We start from the raw sequence: 18,094 nt of genomic DNA, 5'->3' as shown, positions 1-18,094 counted from the left end.
TTTTCACCTACGTTTGTCTCGACCATGACTACTGAACCCCCTCCCAGCGCACTGGCCGGCCTGAAGGTGCTGGACCTGTCGCGCGTACTGGCTGGCCCCTGGTGCACCCAGATGCTGGCCGACCTGGGCGCCGATGTGGTCAAGGTGGAGCGGCCCGTGGTGGGCGACGACACCCGCCACTGGGGCCCGCCGTTCCTGCAAGACGCCGATGGCGTTGACACCGACCAGGCCACCTATTTCACCGCCTGCAACCGCAACAAGCGCTCCATCACCATCGACATGGCGCAGCCCGCAGGCCAGGCGTTGATCCGCCAGATGGCGGCTAGCAGCGATGTGCTGGTAGAGAACTTCAAGGTCGGCGGCCTGGCCCAGTACGGGCTGGACTACGCCAGTCTGCAGGCCATCAACCCCGGCTTGATTTACTGCTCGGTCACCGGCTTTGGCCAGACTGGGCCGTACGCCGAGCGCGCGGGCTACGACCTGATGGTGCAGGCCCTGAGCGGCATGATGTCCATCACCGGCCGCCCCGACGGCACCCCCGGTGGTGGCGCGCAAAAGGTCGGCGTGGCGGTGATCGACGTGTTCACCGGCGTCTACGCCTGCAGCGCCATCCTGGCGGCCCTGCAGGCCCGCCACCGCAGCGGCCAGGGCCAGCACATTGACATGGCCTTATTGGACGTGGGCATGGCCATTTTGGCCAACCAGGCGGCCGGCTTCGTCAACACCGGCAAGGTGCCGCAGCGCCAGGGCAACAGCCACCCCAGCCTGGTGCCGTACCAGGACTTCCCCACGGCAGACGGCGCCATGCTGCTGGCCGTGGGCAACGACGGCCAGTTCGCCCGCTTTTGCGCCGCCGCCGGGCACAGCGCCTGGGCGGCCGACCCGCGCTTTGCCACCAACACCCTGCGTGTGAACCACCGCGCCGAGCTGATTCCGCTGCTAGAGGCGGTGACCCGCACGCGCAGCACCGCCGACTGGATCGCGCTGCTGGAAGACAAGGCCGTGCCTTGCGGCCCCATCAACGACATCGCCCAGGCCTTTGTCGACCCCCAGGTGCGGGCCCGGGGTTTGAAGCTGAATCAGCCTGTAGCGCAGGTGGATTCTGCGCCGGCAGCTATTCAATCCATAGCAAGCGTAGCCAGCCCGCTGCGCCTGACGGGTACGCCCCCCGTGCTGGTCCGCCCACCGCCAGCGCTGGGCGAACACACCGACGAGGTGCTGGCCGGCCTGGGGCTGGATGCCGCAGCCATCGCCGCGCTGCATGCGGCAGGGGTGGTGTAGGCGGCTGTTGCGCGGCGGAGGATGGTGCGTAGCCGTGTTTTACGCGCAATTTACGGCCTAAATTAATCGTAAGCAGGCGCTTACATGGCCTATGCTTGCTGCACTATCGCTTTGCAACTGCAGGACCCTAAAAACCATGAGCAAACAAGAGCCCGCCGTCATATTCGGCACCGAAGACCTGCTGCTGAGCCTGTGCAACTCCGTCACCCGGGTGTTGAACGTGGCTACCCACAGCACCATCCACTTCTCGGGCATGGTGCAGCGCATCAGCAAAACCTGCCTTAAGCCCGACATAGGCTGCTTCGTGCTGTTCGACGGCGGCTTCTCCGGCCTGGTGATCATCAACTTCACCGCCCAGGCGGCGATGGAGCTGTACGAGAGCTATCTGCTGAACATGGGCATGTCGCGCGAAGACCTGGTCACGTCTTTCACCTCGGACGAGGTCAGCAACGTGATGGGCGAGCTGATGAACCAGGTGGTGGGCGACTTCACCGGCAAGGTGCACCGCGAGCTGCAAACCCAGATCACCCAGAACCAACCCAAGATGCTGGTGCTGAACAAGCAGGTCATCATGAGCGTGGACGCCAACCTCGACAAGCCCGAGGCCCGCCGCGTCACCTTCTACACCGCCAAGAACAACATCTTCTACCTGGAGCTGGCGGTAGACCGCACCGAGTTCATCAAGATCCGCGACTTCGACGTGCCCGACGCCCCCGACCCTGCCGCGCTGATGGACCAGTCCTTCGACAGCACGCCAGCCGCGCCCGCACCTGCGGCCAACAGCGATACGGACGATTTGCTGAAGTCGCTGGGCATGTAAATCGCACGGCCTTTTCAGGCTGCGTGCTATTGAATGAGTAGCTGCCAGTGCAGGGTTTATCTGCGCTGGCGGCTATTTTTGTTTATGGGGTGGGTGTTTATGGGCATCCCCGGCCGGGAAGTGCGCCCGGCGGCGCAGTCACTATTTTTGCGTGGCCAAAAATAGTAACCACAAAAAGGCCAGCCGAAGTCGTCGCCCCCTTCGCTACGCTACGGGGTACGCTGCGTTGCTCGGTCTGGTCGGGGTCCCGCTCGAACTCGGCCTACGGCCTCAAACAATCGCGGGCCCTGATCCGCCCAGCCCTGCGCTACTCGCCGACGCCACACGGCGTGGGAGCGGACAGCCAAACGGCCAGCCCGGCTGCGCCGGGCATCGTGCCGCAGGCGCGAAAAGAATTTCCCGTTCACCCTGAGCTTGTCGATGGTGCCTGTCCTGAGCTTGTCGAAGGGCTTCGACAAGCTCAGCCCGAACGGAGGGTGGAAACGTCCCCCTTCACGTCCTAGGCAGCGCCACCGACCCCGTGGGACCCCCTGTATGCGCCGAGGAGCACAGCTTCAAGTGAATGCCCGCATACCGACCCATATCACTGCCTCCGTGGATCGTCGCGATCTCCTTCCCCGGATGGGTTGCAAACGTCGTGCAAGAGGTTTTTTTACAGCCTCAACGTTTGAGTTAGACCGCAGCGCCGTGACATGGTGTTAGTGTCCCAGCAAATGATGACGTGACTTTGCATCGCTGTAGCAGGCAATGCATACGACTGCCATCCCATTGAACTCCCGAAAAGCGTCGGTCATTCCGCCCTCCTGCTGGTATCTCTCCTCGCATAGATGGCACCAAGCTTGCAGGTCGTTCGGATCGTCACTGTTTTCGACGAAACCGACCGGCGCTGGTTCCAGCTTGAGCAAATGTTTGCACACGACGGTGGCAACGCGCATGCCGTGCGGTCCACAGTCGACCATGAGTGGTTCGGAGTTCGACATTCTTCTCTGCGGGCTAACGTGATGCACCCCGCAAAACCCAAGGTTTACATTGGCTGCTGAGGTTTAAAACATCCATCGAAATCTCCTGAAAATGGCTTGCAGACTGGCTTTCTGTGGGGTGGGGTTTTTTATACCGGTATAAAAGTTTTGACAAACACCGCACGCTGAGCAATGAACCACTATAGCCCGGCGTAACCGATCGGTTTCCGTCCCGCAGGCGTATTCCCCTCAAAAAGGTGAAACTACCGCGTGCTCTATTTTCCATAGCTGTTTACGCCGGTTGAATCTGCGCTGGAGCCTTTTTTATTTGAAGATTTATGTGCGGTTTGGGGTGCTGCAGATGGCACCTTGCGTCTATGCGATCCCTGGCCGGGATTTGCGCCCGGCGGCGCAGTAACTTTTCTTTTGCGCAAAAGAAAAGTCATCAAAAGAAAGGCGCCCCCACTGTCTGCGCCCCAGCGCTATCGCGCTGGGAAACCTGCGGTGCGCGCTTTGTGCGGGGTCTGGCTAAACTCGCCTGCGGCTCAAACAACGCCAGCCCTGATCCGCCCAAAGCTGTGCTCCTCGGCGCATACAGAGGGTGACCCCGGGGATCGGGATCGGTGGCGCTGTGCGCCACATCGCGCCTAGGGCGCGAATTTGCCCTCACCCCAGCCCTCTCCCCGGTAGGGAGAGGGGGCAATACCGGCGCGAAAACTGCGCGTGTCCCTGCATTACTCCCTCGCCCCTGCGGGGAGAGGGTTGGGGTGAGGGGTTCGCGGGATACGCGATGCCCGGCCCAGCCGGGCTGGATGTCCGCTCCCGTTCCCACGCCGTGTGGCGTCGGCGAGTAGCGCAGGGCTGGGCGGATCAGGGACCGCGATTGTTTGAGGCCGTAGGCCGAGTTCGAGCGGGACCCCGCACAGACCGAGCAACGCAGCGTACCCCGTAGCGCAGCGTAGGGGGCGACGACTTCGGCTCGCCTTTCTTTTGGGTACTTTTCTTTGGCGAAGCAAAGAAGAAGTACCTCGCCCGCCGGGGCGAACTCCCGGCCGGGGATGTCAAAAAACGCCCACAAACAAAAATAGCCGCCAGCGCAGATAAAACCTGCTCAAGCAGCTACTCTTTCAATAGCGAGGCCCGCAGAAAGCAGGCCTCGCAAGTCAACTCTTACTTCGCCGTAGGCATCACAAACTCAGCGCCCTTGGCGATGCTTTCGGGCCAGCGTTGCATGATGGACTTTTGCTTGGTGTAGAAGCGCACGCCTTCTTCGCCGTAGGCGTGCATGTCGCCGAACAGGCTCTTCTTCCAGCCGCCGAAGCCGTGCCAGGCCATGGGCACGGGGATGGGCACGTTGATGCCGACCATGCCCACCTGGATGCGGCGGGCGAATTCGCGGGCTACGTTGCCGTCGCGGGTGAAGCAGGCCACGCCGTTGCCGAACTCGTGGTCGTTGATGAGTTGCACGGCGGTGGCGAAGTCGGGCACGCGCATGCAGCCCAGCACCGGGCCGAAGATTTCTTCCTTGTAGATCTTCATGTCGGGCGTGACGTTGTCGAACAGCGTGCCACCCAGCCAGAAGCCTTCACCACAGCCGTCGCCGGCCTGGCTACCGTCAAAACCACGGCCGTCGGCCAGCAGGGTTGCGCCTTCCTTGATGCCTTGCTCGATGTAGCCGCTGATGCGGGCATGGGCGGCGGCGGTCACGATGGGGCCCATTTCGGCGGCCAGATTCGTGCCGTTCAGCACCTTCAGGGTCTTGGTGCGTTCCAGCAGCTTGGGGATGACCTTGTCGGCCACGTCGCCCACCAGCACGGCTACCGAGATTGCCATGCAGCGTTCGCCAGCCGAGCCGTAGCCGGCGCCGATCAGCGCGTCCACCACTTGGTCCACGTCGGCGTCGGGCATGACCACCATGTGGTTCTTCGCGCCGCCCAGGGCTTGCACGCGCTTGCCATGGTGGGCGCCGGTTTCATAGATGTAGTTGGCGATGGGGGTGGAGCCCACGAAGCTCACGGCTTTCACATCGGGGTGCACCAGCAGGGCGTCCACGGCTTCTTTGTCGCCTTGCACCACATTGAATACGCCGTCTGGCAGGCCGGCTTGCTTCAGCAGATCGGCAATGAACAGGCTAGGGCTTGGGTCGGTGGGGCTGGGCTTCAGGATGAAGGTGTTGCCGGCGGCAATCGCTACCGGGAACATCCACATCGGCACCATCACGGGGAAGTTGAACGGCGTGATGCCGGCCACCACGCCCAGGGGCTGGCGCAGCGTCCAGTTGTCGATGCCGGTGGAGACCTGGTCGGTGAAGTCACCCTTCAGCAGCTGGGGGATGCCGCAGGAGAATTCGACGATGTCGATGCCACGGGCGACTTCGCCTTGCGCGTCGGTGAAAACCTTGCCGTGCTCAGCGGTGATCATGTGGGCCAGCTCGTCCTTGCGCAGGTTCAGCAGCTCCAGGAACTTGAACATCACGCGGGCGCGGCGGATCGGCGGTGTGTCGGACCACTTGGGGAATGCAGCTTTGGCGGATGCCACGGCGGTGTCTACGTCCTGCACATTGCCCAGGCGCACCTGGCGCGCCACGGCGCCGGTGGCGGGGTTGTACACGGGCTGGGTGCGGGTGCCCGTGCCAGCGGTACGTTGGCCCTGGATGTACTGGGCGACTTCGGTGTTATCTGTGTAGGACATAGTAGGTGTCTCGTTGTGTAGTGCGGACTTGCAGTTTATGGACTCGCCCCCCGTGCTACAAGGCCGAAAACTTGAATTGATTGTTCAGAATGGTGAACAATAGGGCCATGAACGAGCAAAAGATCAACGAGCTTTGGAGCCATTTGCACTGGCTGACCGTGCTGGCCCAGCAGGGCAGCTACACGGCTGCGGCGGCGCGGCTGGGCGTGAGCAAGGCGGCGATGAGCCAGCGCATGGCCGACCTGGAGCAGATGGCCGGCGTGCCCCTGGTGCGCCGCACCACCCGCAGCGTTCGGCTGACCGAGGCCGGCCAGCGCCTGGTGGACGACACCCGGGCCTCGTTCGAGCAGATCGCCCAGAGCTTTGCCCAGGTGCGCGACCTGGCCGATGCGCCGCACGGCCTGCTGCGCGTGACAGCGCCGGTGGCGTTTGCGCGCCAGCAACTGGTGCCGCGCCTGGCCGACTTTCTGCGCGAATACCCGGACGTGCGCCTCGAGCTGGAGATGTCAGACCGGTTGTCCAGCCTGGCCACCGAAGGCTTTGACCTGGCGATCCGCCATACCGCTGCGCCGCCCGACACGCATGTGGCCTGGACCCTGTGCGCCACCCGCTCGGTGCTGGTGGCCAGCCGCAGCTATCTGCGTAAACGCGGCACGCCGCTGCGGCCGGAAGACCTGCGCAACCACAGCTGCCTGCACTACCCGCGTGCGCAGGACACCCCGGCCTGGACTTTTGCGCAGGGCACGGGATCGAATGTGGAGCGGGTGACGGTACCGGTGTCGGGCGTCTTGTCGGCCAATAACAGCGAGGCGCTGCGCGATGCGGCGGTGAGCGGCCTGGGCATTGCGCTGCTGCCGGACTTCAGCCTGCCCGCCAGTTTGCGCGCCAGCAAATTGGCGCTAGTGCTACCGGACTGGCAGCTGGTCGGGGGCTATGCCGACCAGCTGTATGCCATCCGCCCCTACACCGCCCATGTGCCGCGCGCGGTGACGGCGTTTGTGAACTACCTGCGGCAGGCCCTGGCGCAGGGTTTTGCCCAGGAATTAGACGAGGTTTGAACGCCCAATTGAAGCCCCATTTTTAGGCATGAAATAGGCCGATTGCGCAGGTTATATGTGCGCAGCCTGCTCTTGTTTTTGATGTCAAAAAAAGGAGCAATTTAGTTGTCGATGACCCGCCGCGCAAAGCCCTGCAGATAGTCCATCAGCCGGGTGGCGCCGCCCACGGCTGCGGCTTCGTCGCCGGTGGCGATGCCCTGGGCCAGGTCCATGTGGGCCTGCGCGGCTTCCATGATGTCGCCTTCGTGCTGGTAGGCCACCCAAAAGCGCCGGCACTGCACGATCAGCGGCACCACGGCCTTCACGGCCGAATGGTTGTGGCTGGCCTGGTGGTTTACCTGGTCCAGCGCCAGGTCGGCGGCCATGTAGTCCACCAGATTGCCGCGCGTGGCGGCCTGCACCATTTTGTCGGCGCAGCGCAGGATGTCCTTGCGCTGCAAGGCCGTGGCCCGGCGGGCGGAGCAGGCGGCCACCAGGCACTCCAGCACGCGCCGGGTCTGCACCACGTCCAGGTGGTCGGCCAGGTCGATGTGCGACACCAGCAGGCCGCGCCTGGGCTGCTGCACGATCAATCCAATCGACACCATGCGCAGCAGCGCCTCGCGCACCGGCGTGCGGCCCAGCTGCGTCAGTTCGACGATGTCGGCCTCCACCACCGGGCTGCCGGGGGCCAGCTGCAGGGTGGAGATCAGCGTCTCTATTGCGTCGTAGGCCATGTCAGCCGCGCGGCGCTTGGGTAAAGGGGCGGGGGGGAGTTTGGGCATGGTGTTGGGGCAAGCCATGAATTGCATTGCATTGGTGCATTGGACCAAAAAAAGCTGGCATGCAAGCTGCTTAAAACCCTAGGAAGATATTTTAAATATGTCATTAATATATTAAGACTGCTAAAGTTCACGCCTCCAAACACTTTTACCAAGGACACATCCCATGACGCTCCCCCGCTGGACAGGCATCTTCCCCGCCATCACCACCAAGTTCCACGCCGATGAAAGCATCGACGCCGAAGGCACAGCCAAGCACATCGAGTTCCAGATTGCCAACGGCATCCACGGCCTGGTCACCTGCGGTTCGCTGGGTGAGGCCAGCACCCTGACGCTGGAAGAAAAGCTGCAGGTTGCCGACATCGCGCTGAAGGCCGCCAAGGGCCGCATCCCGGTGCTGGCCAATGTGTCTGAAACCAGCACCCGCGAGGCGCTGCGCTACATCGACGGTGCGAACAAGCTGGGCGTGGACGGCTTCATGGTCATGCCGTCCGTCATCTACGTGGCCGATGCCCGCGAAGCCATGCAGAATGTGCGCACCATGGCCAACGCCGCGCAAAAGCCCATCATGGTCTACAACAACCCCGTGGCCTACCGCGTGGACCTTAGACCTGAGCACATGGCCGAGCTGGCCGACTGCCAATGGATCGTCGCCATCAAGGAAAGCACCGACAACATCCGCCGCATCACCGACCTGCGCAACACCGTGGGCACGCGCTACCAGCTGTTTCTGGGTGTGGACGACCTGGCCTATGAAGGCCTGGCCCTGGGCTGCGACGGCCTGCTGGCCGGCGTGGGCTGCGCCTTCCCGCGCGAAACCGTGGCGCTGTACGACCTGATGAAAGCCGGCGAGTGGGCCGAGGCGCTGGCGCTGTACCAGTGGATGACGCCCATGCTGCACCTGGACGTGTCCACCAAGCTGGTGCAAAACCTGAAGCTCATCGACGCATTGGTGGGCGTGGGCACCGAACACATGCGCCGTCCGCGCCTGCCGCTGATCGGCGAAGAGCGTGCCGTGATTGAGCGTATCGTGACCAGGGCGCTGGAAACCCGTCCGGCCAAGTACCAATCCGTCATGTAAGGAAACCCGCATGCAGCGCATCCAGACCATTGATTCCCACACCGGCGGCGAACCTACGCGCCTGGTGGTGGCTGGCTTCCCCGACCTGGGCACTGGCAGCATGGCCGAGCGCCGTGCCCTGCTGGCCACCCAGCACGACAAATGGCGCGCCGCCACCGTGCTGGAGCCACGCGGCAACGACGTGATCGTGGGCGCGCTGCTGTGCGAACCCGTGGCCGCCGACGCGGCTGCTGGCGTGATCTTCTTCAACAACACCGGCTACCTGGGCATGTGCGGCCACGGCACCATCGGCCTGGTGGTCAGCCTGGCGCATATGGGGCGCATCCAGCCCGGCGTGCACAAGATCGAAACCCCGGTGGGCACGGTAGAAGCCACGCTGCACGCGGACGGCTCGGTCAGCGTGCGCAATGTGCCGGCCTACCGCCATGCCACACAGGTGGCGGTGGACGTGCCGGGTTACGGCCTGGTGCATGGCGATGTGGCCTGGGGCGGCAACTGGTTCTTCTTGGTCAGCGACCACGGCCAGACCGTGGCCAGTAGCCAGTTGGCGGCGCTCACCGCCTACACCAGCGCGCTGCGCGACGCGCTGGGTGCGCAAGGCATTACCGGTGCCGATGGTGCCGAGATCGACCACATCGAACTGTTCGGACCGGACGATGACGGCGCCGACAGCCGCAACTTCGTGCTCTGCCCCGGCCTGGCCTACGACCGCTCGCCCTGCGGCACCGGCACCAGCGCCAAGATCGCCTGCCTGGCGGCCGACGGCAAGCTGGCACCGGGCGAGATCTGGCAGCAAGCCAGCGTGATCGGCAGCCGCTTCGAGGCGTCTTACACCTTGGAGGATGGGCAGATCATTCCCACGATCCGAGGCCACGCCCACGTGTGCGCCGAATCGACCTTGCTGATCGCCGAAGACGACCCGTTTGCCTGGGGAATTTCTCTGGCATGAAGCCGGACGTCATCGTCATCGGCGCAGGCATCGTCGGCGCGGCTTGCGCCCATGCCTTGGCGCAAGCGGGCCAGCGCGTGCTGGTGCTCGACGCCTGCCTGGGCGGCGCCACCGGCGCGGGCATGGGCCACCTGGTGGTGATGGACGACAACCCTGCGGAGCTGGCCCTGAGCCAGTATTCGGTCAGCCTGTGGCAAGCCCTGGCGCCGCAGATGCCCGCAGACTGCGCCTACAGCGGCTGCGGTACGCTGTGGATTGCCGCCAACGCCGAAGAAATGGCCGCCGCCGAGGACAAGCGCCAGCGCATGCAGCAGCACGGCATTGCCAGCCATCTGCTGGACGCCGCCGCCTTGGCCCAGGCTGAACCTGCGCTGCGCCCAGGCCTGGCCGGCGGGCTGGTGGTGCCGGGCGACGCCATCGTCTACGCACCCAATGCGGCGCGCTGGCTGCTATCAAAATACGAGCATTCTGTGCAGGTGGAATATGCGCAAGTGACCGCAATAGAGGGTCAAAAAGTGCGCCTGGCCGATGGCAGCTACCGCCAGGCACCGCAGGTGCTGTTGGCCAATGGCATCCACGCCACCACGCTATGCCCGGATTTACCCATACGCCCCAAGAAGGGGCATTTGCTGATCACCGACCGCTACCCCGGCACGGTGCACCACCAACTGGTGGAGCTGGGCTACATCACCAGCTCGCACCATAGCGAAGGGCCTTCCGTGGCCTTCAACCTGCAGCCGCGCCCCACGGGCCAACTGCTGCTGGGGTCGTCGCGCCAGTTCGACACGACCGATATGGCGGTCGAGGCCCACATGCTGCAGGCCATGTTGCAGCGCGCCTTGGATTACGTGCCGGGCTTGGCCGGGCTGAATGCCATCCGCTCTTGGACCGGCCTGCGCGCCGCCACGCCAGACAGCCTGCCCATCCTCGGCCCGCACCCCGCGCGTGAAGGCCTGTGGCTGGCCGTGGGCCACGAAGGGCTGGGCGTCACCACTGCGCTGGGTACTGCCCAGCTGCTGGCGGCACAAATGACCGGCGGTACGGCTGCCATCGATGGCAGCCCCTACGGCTTGCAACGTTTCAAGGAGGCGGTATGCGCGTGAACCTGCATATCGATGGCCAGCCCGTGGCCGTGCCCATGGGCTGCACCGTGGCGGTGGCCTTGGCGATTTCGGGCAATGGCGTGTCGCGTATGTCCGTGCGCGGGCAAGCGCGGGCACCGTTGTGTGGCATGGGCGTGTGCCAGGAATGCCGCGTTAGCGTGGATGGGCAGCGCCAGCTCGCCTGCCAGACCCTGTGCACTGAGGGCATGCAGGTGGAGAGAACACCATGACGCAGAGCCTGTTCGCTGTTGACTCCTGCGACCTGCTCATCATCGGCGCGGGCCCGGCGGGCATGGCCGCCGCGCTGGCCGCAGCAAGCAGTGGTGCGCGCATCGTGGTGGTGGACGACAACCCGCTGCCCGGCGGCCAGATCTGGCGCGATGGCCCTGGTGCCCAACTACCGCCGGCAGCCCGCCGTATGCGTGAACAAGTGGCAGCATGCACCAATGTGCGCTGGCTCAGTGCCACCCGGGTGGTGGCTGCGCCCGCGCCTCAAACCTTGCTGCTGGAAGACGCCCAGCGCGGCCTGCAGATGCAATGGGGCAAGCTGCTGCTGTGTACCGGCGCCCGCGAATTGCTATTGCCGTTCCCTGGCTGGACCTTGCCCGGCGTGACCGGTGCCGGCGGCTTGCAGGCGCTGATCAAGTCCGGCCTGCCTGTCGCCGGCGAGCGGGTTGTGGTGGCCGGCAGCGGCCCCTTGCTGCTGGCCGTGGCGGCCACCGCGCGCAAAGCGGGTGCCCAGGTGCTGCGCGTGGCCGAGCAGGCCAGCGCGGCGTCCATGGCGGGTTTTGTGGCGCAGCTGCCGCGCTGGCCTGGCAAAGCGGTGCAAGCCTTGGGTCTGCTGCAGGCTGGCTGGCGCACGTCTTCGCATGTGCTGGAAGTGCAGGGCCAGGGCCGTGTCGAGTCGGTGCGGCTGCAGCAGGGCGGCACCACCGTGGAGCTGGCTTGCGACCGCGTGGCTTGCGGCTTTGGCCTGGTGCCGAATATCCAGCTGGGCCAGCTCTTGGGCTGCGCGCTGGTGCCTACCGCAACAGGGGCGCAGGCGCTGCAGGTAGATGGCTGGCAGGCCACCAGCGTGCCCCATGTGTATGCCGCAGGCGAATGCACAGGCATAGGCGGTAGCGAGCGGGCATTGGTCCAGGGCACAGTTGCCGGCCATGCGGCCGTGGGCCAGCAGGCTGCGGCACAGCGGCACTGGCCGCAGCGTGCGCGCTGGGACCGCTTTGCGCAGCAGCTGGCACACAGCTTTGCGCTCCAGCCGCAGCTGCGCAAGCTGCCGCAGGCCGATACCCTGGTGTGTCGCTGTGAGGACGTGCCTTATGCAGCCGTGTCCGCCTGCTCCGGCTGGACGGATGCCAAGCTGCACAGCCGCTGCGGCATGGGCGCCTGCCAGGGCCGTGTATGCGGCGCGGCCACCCAGTTTTTACTGGGCTGGACGCCACCTGCGCCCCGGGTGCCGCTGACGCCAACACGGGTTGGCACGCTTGCTGCAATGGTCTTTACACCAGGCGCTGCCCAGCGCCATACCTCTTGAAAGGATATTGCCAACATTAGCCGACCTTCTTTCCGCTCATATTTGCTTCAATCAGAACAAACCCGCCCATGCGACGTGGCCGATAGCGCCTACAGTCCATCAGTGGCCTATTACAAGCTTCACACACGAGTTACCCGGTGCCCTGTAGATGGTTACAAGCCGTTCATCAGACACTGTGTAAGTCTTAATCCATTCCCTTTCTAGGACAGAGTTCATGCAACCTACTTTCACGAAGATCGCACTTGTTGGCGCCATGGCTATGGCAATGGCCGGCGGCGCGTACGCAGAAGACCAAATCGTCAAAATCGGTGTGACCGGCCCCTTGTCTGGCCCCAACGCTTTCATCGGTAAGGACAATGAAAACGGCGTGCGTCTGGCAGTTGAAGACCTCAACGCCAAGAAAATGGTTGTCGGCGGCAAGACGCTGAAGTTCGAGCTGGAGTCCGAAGACGACCAGTGCGATCCCAAGTCCGGCGTGAGCGTGGCCCAGAAGCTGGTGGACGCAGGCGTCAAGTTCGTGATGGGCCCATACTGCTCCGGCGTGGCCATCCCCGCTTCGCGCGTGTACAGCCAGGGCAACGTGGTGGTGTCCACCGTGGGTAGCAACCCCAAGGTCACCATGGGCGGCTACAAGAACCTGTTCCGCATCATGGCCGGCGACAACGAAATCGGCGCACGCATGGCTTTCTATGCAGCCAACATCATGAAGGTCAAGAAGGTTGCCCTGATCGATGACCGCACCGCATACGGCCAAGGCCTGGCAGACGAGTTCTCCAAGGAAGCCAAGAAGCTGGGCCTGGAAATCGTGGGCCAAGAGTTCACCACCGACAAGGCAACGGATTTCTCCTCCATCCTGACCAGCCTGAAGGCCAAGCAGCCTGAAGTCATTTTGCTGGGTGGCTACGCACCCCAAGCTGGCCCCATGGTTCGCCAGATGAAATCCCTGGGCCTGACCGCCAAGCTGCTGGGCGGCGACGCCATCTGCACGGCTGAACTGGGTAAGCTGGCGGGTGAAGCCGCAACCGACACGGTGTTCTGCGCCCAAGGTGGTGCAGTGCTGGAGAAGACGGCTGAAGGCCCTGCCTTCAAGGCCAAGTACAAGAAGCGTTTCAACATCGACCCCGATGCCTACGCTCCTTCGTTCTACGACCAAACCATGTTCGTGGGCCAGTCCATCCAGAAGGCTGGTGCAGTGGACTCCGAAAAGGTCGGCGCCGAGATCTACAAGACCACCTACAAAGGCATGTCGGGTACCTTCGGTTTTGACGAGAAGGGCAACCTGAAGTCTGCTCCCATCACCATCTACACCTTCAAGGCGGGTGTTCCGTCCGCGCTGGGTACGTACTAATCTCTAGCTCTGCTAGCGTGAAGTAAAAAGGGCCGTTCATACGGCCCTTTTTTTGTGCAACTCTGTTTTTTCAGTCTGCGGCTGGCTCGTCTTCGTCGTCCATGCCTTCGCTGTCCATCACGGCGATTTCGGCGTATTGCACGGCGTTCAGTTGGTGGTGGTAGGCTTTAAAAGCGTGGCGCGCGCAGGCTTCGTCATCGCCATCGTCGTCGGCTGTCGCAGCCAGCAAATGGAGCTTGGCCGCCGCAGCAAAGTGGTGCGCCGCCATGCGGTGGTGGTCGCCCAGGGTTTCAAACTCTTCTTCCAGGATGGTGGTGTCGTCAGTGTTCATAAAGTCCTCGCAGATGCTGGCGCGGCGACATACCGCGTGCCTAGGATGCGTGGTTTGGATGAAGGCTTGATGACACGGGTGCTATGGTTTTTGTAGTTGGGGGCGCAGGGTTTATGTCCGCTGGAGGAGGATTTTTGCTTTAACCTTGGCGCTCGCGCCAGCCCAAGGGGTTAGGCCTCAGTGGGGTACGCGTACTGACTGCCAAAAGGTTTCTCCTCGGTGAAGTTACCCCATAGATTCCAGAGGGATTGGTCGGGAACTGCTGCTGCGAAGACCCAGACTGACGCGACGTTTAGATGCTGGAGGTTCAGGCGGCTCGGCTCAAATCTTCCTGACTGGTTCAGATGGATCGCAACGGTCAGGCCTGACGAGTTTGTGTACTTTGCAAGTCCATGGATGAGCGACGTCAGTTCCGCCTCTGTGTTCAATGATTTCGGGACAACTTCCTTCAGTTGCACTTGCGCCACGTGCTGTTCACTTCCGACCACCCAAGAAGCAACGAAATCGAAGTCTTGGTCCTCGTGCGCCGCAAAGTAGACCGTCTGGCCAATCCTTTGGCTCATTCCCTCACAGAACAGTGCAGCCTGTCGTTGCTCCCGCGCTTGCTTGAGTCCATTTGTGCGAAGGTTCTTTACTTTATCCGGCGTGGCTGATTGGGCAAGCTCCAGCTCAATTTTCCTCAAGTTGATAAGGAATGGCCGAGGGTCCTTGTATTCGAGTTTCTGAGCAGCGCGCAACCAAGGTCGGTCCATTCTGAGTCCTAGCGAATGAAAGGGACTTCCCTGTCCCAAGCTGATTGCATCCCTTCAGGGTTGCATTGAGCAGTTACAGATTGCATTGATGAAGCGGCCCTGCTTTTCATCACATACGCACTTGAAAGGGGTATTTCATGGCGATCGTAACCGGTCATCGATCAAGCAAAGAACGTCTTTACTTTATGGGGCACAAGTGAAACCACGTTGGCGTTCATGTGATCCCCGGCCGGGATGTGCGCCCGGCGGCGCAGTAACTTTTCTTTTGCGCAAAAGAAAAGTTACCAAAAGAAAGGCGCCCCCACTGTCTGCGCCCTGCGCTGGCGCTACGGGAACCTGCGGTGCGCGCTTTGGTCGGGGTCTGGCTAAACTCGCCTGCGGCTCAAACAACGCCAGCCCTGATCCGCCCAAAGCTGTGCTCCTCGGCGCATACAGAGGGGGACCCCGGGGATCGGGATCGGTGGCGCTGTGCGCCACATCGCGCCTAGGGCGCGAGGGGATGTCGGCATTATTTATTTCCGTTCGCCCTGAGCTTGTCGAAGGGCTTGTTTGTGAACGAGAGGCTTCGACAAGTTCAGCCCGAACGGGGTAGACATACGCTGAATTCGCGCCAACGGCGCGATGCCCGGCGCAGCCGGGCTGGCTGTTCGGTTGTCCGCTCCCACGCCGTGTGGCGTCGGCGAGTAGCGCAGGGCTGGGCGGATCAGGGCCCGCGATTGTTTGAGGCTGCAGGCCGAGTTCGAGCGGGACCCCGACCAGACCGAGCAACGCAGCGTACCCCGTAGCGCAGCGCAGGGGGCGACGACTTCGGCTCGCCTTTCTTTGGGTTACGTTTCTTTGGCGACGCAAAGAAAGGTGACTGCGCCGCCGGGCGCACTTCCCGGCCAGGGATGCTGGTGGCGTTATCAGTGCCCAAAGAAACTACAAATCAAATCGACCGCCAGCGTAGAAGATACCTGCGCAACCAGCTATCAATTTGAGAGTGAACGTCTATTCGGCCCTGGGGTCAGAGCCGAAATGCGGGCGGGCGCCGTGGATTCCGATGCGCAGACAGAGCGCAATTCGGATCTGACCCCATGGCCTCGCGCTGTGTGGTGCGTTGCGTTCCAGCGCGTTGAGACGAGAGCCGGGCTGGATGTTCGGTCCCATGGCCTCGCGCTGTGCTTGTCGTGTGCAGCGTGGCCTCGAAGAAATGACAAGCCAAATCGCCCGCTAGCGCAGGAATTAACTGCGTGAGCAGCTATCAATTTGAGAGTACGCGTTAATCCGCCCCTGGGGTCAGAGCCGAAATGCGGGTGGTCATGGCAGGCTTCAATGGGCATGTGGTGCGCAATTCGGATCTGACCCCATGGCCTTGCGCTGCGTGGTGCGTTGCGTTCCAGCGCGTTGAGGCGAAAGCTGAGCTGGCTGTCCGGCCGCATGGCCTCGCGCCGTGCTTGTCGTGTGCAGCGTGGCCTCGAAGAAATTACAAGCCAAATCGGCTGCCAGCGCAGATAAAACCTGCGCTGGCAGCTATTGAATCACTAGCAACGACTACTTCGCCGCCAGCATCCACTCATGCGCTGGATCGTTCTTGAAGACCCAGAAGCGGTTCGGGCCGGCCATCACGTTCAGGTAGTACAGGTCGTAGCCATGCGGCGCCACGACCGGGTGGTAGCCGCGCGGGACCATCACCACGTCGTGGTTCTCCACGGCGCAGGCCTCATCCAGCGTCCGGTCGTCGGTGTAGACGCGCTGGAAGGCAAAGCCTTGCGGTGGGTTCAGGCGGTGGTAGTAGGTTTCTTCCAGCAGGGTTTCCACCGGCGGTTGCTCGATGTCGTGCTTGTGCGGGGGGTAGCTGCTGGAGTGGCTGGCGGGCGTGAGGACTTCGACCACCAGCAGGTGCGCGGCAGTCGGGTCGTCGTGCGGCAGCACGTCGCAGACATAGCGGGTGTTTGTGCCCTTGCCGCGCACGCTGCGGCGCATGCTGGCAGGGTCGAGCACCTTGACCGCATGCGGTGTGTTGCCGGCGGGCGCGGTGCACAGTCCGACTTCGGCATCGCTTTCGGCGACGATGACGACGGTTTTGTCTGCGGGCACATAGACCGCTGCGGGCGAGACTTCTTCGAACACGCTTTTGCGCGTGCCCAAGTGCGCATGGGTCTGCCCGTCGATGGTGACGCTGACGGTGCCGGTCAGCACCACCAGGCAGAGTTCGCGGGTGCTGGTTTTGACCGTTTCAGATTCGCCTTGTGCCAGGCGCACCGCGCGGAAACCCACGTGGGTCCAACCGGCGCGTTCGGGGGTGACGTTGACGATTTCGCGACCCGTGGGCGCGGCTTTGGCTAGCAGGGGGCTGACCATATCAAGACTCCCGACGGGCCGCCCCTAGGGAGGCTTGCGCCCCCTCGGGGGGCAGTGAACGAATGTGAACGTGGGGGTACAACATATCAGGCGCTCAGTTTGTTGACCAGGCTACGCAAGGTGTCGTAGCCCTTCTTGGCGTATTCGTAGCTCGGGGCGACGGCCGGATCTTGCTCGGCTTCGACCACCAGCCAGCCTTCATAGCCGGCGTTTTTCAGCGTGGTCAGCACAGCTTCGTAGTCGATGCTGCCATCGCCAGGCACGGTGAAGGTACCGTTGATCACGCCGTTCAAAAAGCTCCAGCCGTCGTTGCGGGCCTGGGCGATGACGGGGGTACGCACGTCCTTGCAGTGCACATGGACCACGCGCTCGACGTGTTTTTTCAGCAGGGTGACGGGGTCGGCGGCGCCGCCGAAGTAGGCGTGGCCGGTGTCGAACAACAGGAACACCTTGGTAGGGTCGGTCAGCGCCATCAGCTTGTCGACGTCGGAGGGGGACTCGACGTAGGCGCCCATGTGGTGGTGGTAGGCCAGCTTGATGCCGTAGGTCTTGATGAGGTGCTCGCCGAAGGCGTTGAGGCGGTCGGCGTAGGCCTTCCATTGTTCGTCGTTGGCGAACTTGGGGCGCTTGGACACGGGGGTGTCGATCTGGCCCTGGATGGTGTCGGCGCATTCGCCGTAGACCACCACATTCACCTTGTTGTATTGCAGCTTGGACATGTGGGCCTTGCAGCGCTCGATCTCGGCTTCCACCGTGTCGTTGCCCAAAAAGCCCGAGTACCAGCCGGACACGCAGGCCAGGCCGAATTCGTCCAGCTTGGCTTTCAGGCCGGGGCCGTCTTTCGGGAATTTGTTGCCCAGCTCGAAGCCTTCGTAGCCGATTTCCTTGCCTTCGCTCAAAGCCGTTTCCAGCAGGGTTTCGCCGCCCAGCGAGGGCAGGTCGTCGTTCATCCAGGACAAGGGGTTGATGCCGATGCGTACGTTCCAGGTCATAGTGGTGCTTTCTTAAAGGAGTGAGGTGTCTTACTCCCTCTCCCGCGTGCGGGAGAGGGCTGGGGTGAGGGTGCCTAGTGCGGGGAGGCCC

Annotated in this window: 16 protein-coding genes; 9 read left to right on the top strand and 7 right to left on the bottom strand. The window is 63.0% G+C overall.

Going from position 1 to position 18,094, the window contains the following annotated elements; translation table 11 throughout:
• The first annotated feature begins 24 nt into the window (after positions 1–24).
• A complete protein-coding gene (locus tag AC4BBN_RS19185) occupies positions 25–1,281 on the top strand; it encodes a CaiB/BaiF CoA transferase family protein (protein ID WP_490593602.1) in 1,257 nt (418 codons plus the stop codon).
• A 136-nt stretch (positions 1,282–1,417) separates the two neighbouring features.
• Positions 1,418–2,101: a DUF3334 family protein gene (locus AC4BBN_RS19180; protein ID WP_490593601.1), complete on the top strand. Its 684-nt coding sequence runs from the start codon at positions 1,418–1,420 to the stop codon at positions 2,099–2,101.
• Positions 2,102–2,799: 698 nt separating this feature from the next.
• Here AC4BBN_RS19180 and AC4BBN_RS19175 read toward each other — a convergent pair.
• Together AC4BBN_RS19175 and AC4BBN_RS19170 are read right to left on the bottom strand one after the other, a co-directional pair.
• Complete coding sequence (locus AC4BBN_RS19175) at positions 2,800–3,036, bottom strand: hypothetical protein (protein WP_490593600.1); 237 nt, start codon at positions 3,034–3,036, stop codon at positions 2,800–2,802.
• A gap of 1,194 nt (positions 3,037–4,230) precedes the next feature.
• Positions 4,231–5,751, bottom strand: coding sequence for a CoA-acylating methylmalonate-semialdehyde dehydrogenase (locus AC4BBN_RS19170; RefSeq protein ID WP_490593599.1), 1,521 nt, complete (start codon positions 5,749–5,751; stop codon positions 4,231–4,233).
• Positions 5,752–5,858: 107 nt separating this feature from the next.
• Here AC4BBN_RS19170 and AC4BBN_RS19165 point away from each other — a divergent pair, with 107 nt between their 5' ends.
• Entirely contained in the window at positions 5,859–6,809 is a 951-nt protein-coding gene (locus AC4BBN_RS19165; RefSeq protein ID WP_490593598.1) for a LysR family transcriptional regulator, read from the top strand.
• Positions 6,810–6,910: 101 nt separating this feature from the next.
• Here AC4BBN_RS19165 and AC4BBN_RS19160 read toward each other — a convergent pair whose 3' ends face one another.
• A complete protein-coding gene (locus AC4BBN_RS19160) occupies positions 6,911–7,573 on the bottom strand; it encodes a GntR family transcriptional regulator (protein WP_490593597.1) in 663 nt (220 codons plus the stop codon).
• 163 nt (positions 7,574–7,736) lie between these two features.
• Between AC4BBN_RS19160 and AC4BBN_RS19155 the strand changes: the two genes are divergently transcribed.
• The 6 genes from AC4BBN_RS19155 (at position 7,737) to AC4BBN_RS19130 (ending at position 13,585) form a co-directional block, all read left to right on the top strand.
• On the top strand, positions 7,737–8,651 hold the full coding sequence (locus AC4BBN_RS19155; protein ID WP_490593596.1) for a dihydrodipicolinate synthase family protein: 915 nt from the start codon (positions 7,737–7,739) through the stop codon (positions 8,649–8,651).
• 10 nt (positions 8,652–8,661) lie between these two features.
• The gene (locus tag AC4BBN_RS19150; protein WP_490593595.1) at positions 8,662–9,600 is read left to right on the top strand and encodes a 4-hydroxyproline epimerase; all 939 of its coding nucleotides are present in this window, start codon (positions 8,662–8,664) and stop codon (positions 9,598–9,600) included.
• Positions 9,597–10,703 (top strand): NAD(P)/FAD-dependent oxidoreductase, encoded by a 1,107-nt coding sequence (locus AC4BBN_RS19145; protein WP_490593594.1) that lies wholly within the window; start codon positions 9,597–9,599, stop codon positions 10,701–10,703. The genes AC4BBN_RS19150 and AC4BBN_RS19145 overlap by 4 nt, the downstream gene beginning before the upstream one ends.
• The gene (locus AC4BBN_RS19140; protein WP_490593593.1) at positions 10,694–10,933 is read left to right on the top strand and encodes a (2Fe-2S)-binding protein; all 240 of its coding nucleotides are present in this window, start codon (positions 10,694–10,696) and stop codon (positions 10,931–10,933) included. Before AC4BBN_RS19145 ends, AC4BBN_RS19140 begins: the two co-directional genes overlap by 10 nt.
• Positions 10,930–12,237, top strand: coding sequence for an FAD-dependent oxidoreductase (locus tag AC4BBN_RS19135; RefSeq protein ID WP_490593592.1), 1,308 nt, complete (start codon positions 10,930–10,932; stop codon positions 12,235–12,237). Before AC4BBN_RS19140 ends, AC4BBN_RS19135 begins: the two co-directional genes overlap by 4 nt.
• Positions 12,238–12,451: 214 nt before the next feature.
• Entirely contained in the window at positions 12,452–13,585 is a 1,134-nt protein-coding gene (locus AC4BBN_RS19130; protein WP_490593591.1) for a branched-chain amino acid ABC transporter substrate-binding protein, read from the top strand.
• 70 nt (positions 13,586–13,655) lie between these two features.
• Here the strand turns inward: AC4BBN_RS19130 and AC4BBN_RS19125 are convergent, their stop codons facing one another.
• The 4 genes from AC4BBN_RS19125 to iolE form a co-directional block, all read right to left on the bottom strand.
• Positions 13,656–13,916, bottom strand: coding sequence for a hypothetical protein (locus AC4BBN_RS19125; RefSeq protein WP_490593590.1), 261 nt, complete (start codon positions 13,914–13,916; stop codon positions 13,656–13,658).
• Between the two features lie 170 nt (positions 13,917–14,086).
• Complete coding sequence (locus AC4BBN_RS19120) at positions 14,087–14,668, bottom strand: hypothetical protein (RefSeq protein ID WP_490593589.1); 582 nt, start codon at positions 14,666–14,668, stop codon at positions 14,087–14,089.
• Positions 14,669–16,201: 1,533 nt separating this feature from the next.
• Positions 16,202–17,011, bottom strand: coding sequence for a 5-deoxy-glucuronate isomerase (gene iolB / locus AC4BBN_RS19115; RefSeq protein ID WP_490593588.1), 810 nt, complete (start codon positions 17,009–17,011; stop codon positions 16,202–16,204).
• Between the two features lie 86 nt (positions 17,012–17,097).
• Positions 17,098–18,003 (bottom strand): myo-inosose-2 dehydratase, encoded by a 906-nt coding sequence (iolE, locus tag AC4BBN_RS19110; RefSeq protein ID WP_490593587.1) that lies wholly within the window; start codon positions 18,001–18,003, stop codon positions 17,098–17,100.
• Between the last annotated feature and the right edge of the window lie 91 nt (positions 18,004–18,094).

Source organism: Rhodoferax sp. SPJ21, assembly GCF_058216335.1.
This window is presented reverse-complemented; position numbering and strand designations above follow the sequence as displayed.

What these genes read in the sequence shown, in the direction of transcription:
- AC4BBN_RS19145 (WP_490593594.1), top strand. Translation starts at nt 9,597, where the DNA reads ATGAAGCCGGACGTCATCGTCATCGGCGCAGGCATCGTCGGCGCGGCT.
- AC4BBN_RS19140 (WP_490593593.1), top strand. Translation starts at nt 10,694, where the DNA reads ATGCGCGTGAACCTGCATATCGATGGCCAGCCCGTGGCCGTGCCCATG.
- iolE (WP_490593587.1), bottom strand. Translation starts at nt 18,003, where the DNA reads ATGACCTGGAACGTACGCATCGGCATCAACCCCTTGTCCTGGATGAAC.
- AC4BBN_RS19125 (WP_490593590.1), bottom strand. Translation starts at nt 13,916, where the DNA reads ATGAACACTGACGACACCACCATCCTGGAAGAAGAGTTTGAAACCCTG.
- iolB (WP_490593588.1), bottom strand. Translation starts at nt 17,011, where the DNA reads ATGGTCAGCCCCCTGCTAGCCAAAGCCGCGCCCACGGGTCGCGAAATC.
- AC4BBN_RS19155 (WP_490593596.1), top strand. Translation starts at nt 7,737, where the DNA reads ATGACGCTCCCCCGCTGGACAGGCATCTTCCCCGCCATCACCACCAAG.
- AC4BBN_RS19130 (WP_490593591.1), top strand. Translation starts at nt 12,452, where the DNA reads ATGCAACCTACTTTCACGAAGATCGCACTTGTTGGCGCCATGGCTATG.
- AC4BBN_RS19175 (WP_490593600.1), bottom strand. Translation starts at nt 3,036, where the DNA reads ATGCGCGTTGCCACCGTCGTGTGCAAACATTTGCTCAAGCTGGAACCA.
- AC4BBN_RS19185 (WP_490593602.1), top strand. Translation starts at nt 25, where the DNA reads ATGACTACTGAACCCCCTCCCAGCGCACTGGCCGGCCTGAAGGTGCTG.
- AC4BBN_RS19165 (WP_490593598.1), top strand. Translation starts at nt 5,859, where the DNA reads ATGAACGAGCAAAAGATCAACGAGCTTTGGAGCCATTTGCACTGGCTG.
- AC4BBN_RS19150 (WP_490593595.1), top strand. Translation starts at nt 8,662, where the DNA reads ATGCAGCGCATCCAGACCATTGATTCCCACACCGGCGGCGAACCTACG.
- AC4BBN_RS19160 (WP_490593597.1), bottom strand. Translation starts at nt 7,573, where the DNA reads ATGCCCAAACTCCCCCCCGCCCCTTTACCCAAGCGCCGCGCGGCTGAC.
- AC4BBN_RS19135 (WP_490593592.1), top strand. Translation starts at nt 10,930, where the DNA reads ATGACGCAGAGCCTGTTCGCTGTTGACTCCTGCGACCTGCTCATCATC.
- AC4BBN_RS19120 (WP_490593589.1), bottom strand. Translation starts at nt 14,668, where the DNA reads ATGGACCGACCTTGGTTGCGCGCTGCTCAGAAACTCGAATACAAGGAC.
- AC4BBN_RS19170 (WP_490593599.1), bottom strand. Translation starts at nt 5,751, where the DNA reads ATGTCCTACACAGATAACACCGAAGTCGCCCAGTACATCCAGGGCCAA.
- AC4BBN_RS19180 (WP_490593601.1), top strand. Translation starts at nt 1,418, where the DNA reads ATGAGCAAACAAGAGCCCGCCGTCATATTCGGCACCGAAGACCTGCTG.